Source organism: Arthrobacter sp. AK01 (assembly GCF_021109375.1).
Lineage (GTDB): Bacteria > Actinomycetota > Actinomycetes > Actinomycetales > Micrococcaceae > Arthrobacter.
Genome location: NZ_JAJOHP010000169.1, coordinates 1 through 201, shown reverse-complemented (window position 1 = coordinate 201; position 201 = coordinate 1). Strand labels below are relative to the sequence as shown.

Below are 201 nucleotides of genomic sequence, written 5' to 3'. Positions count from 1 at the left end.
TACTCAACACCAGCCGTCGAGGGGACGACATAAACGTCGTCCTTCGTGCCGTCCTTATCCGTAAACACCACGGCTGCAGGAGTCACGACAAACGGGGTTGCCTTGAACGTCCCGGACCAAGACGCGGTCGCACCCGTGGCAAGAACATAATCCGTCGTCGCCCGTGCTGTGACCGTCACCGTCCCGGCACCCGGGTACGTG

The 201-nt window shown here is 61.7% G+C and carries 1 protein-coding gene; it reads right to left on the bottom strand.

The features are described from left to right. Positions 1–201: hypothetical protein (locus tag LN996_RS23595; RefSeq protein ID WP_231343510.1), on the bottom strand; the 201-nt coding region annotated here is incomplete at both ends.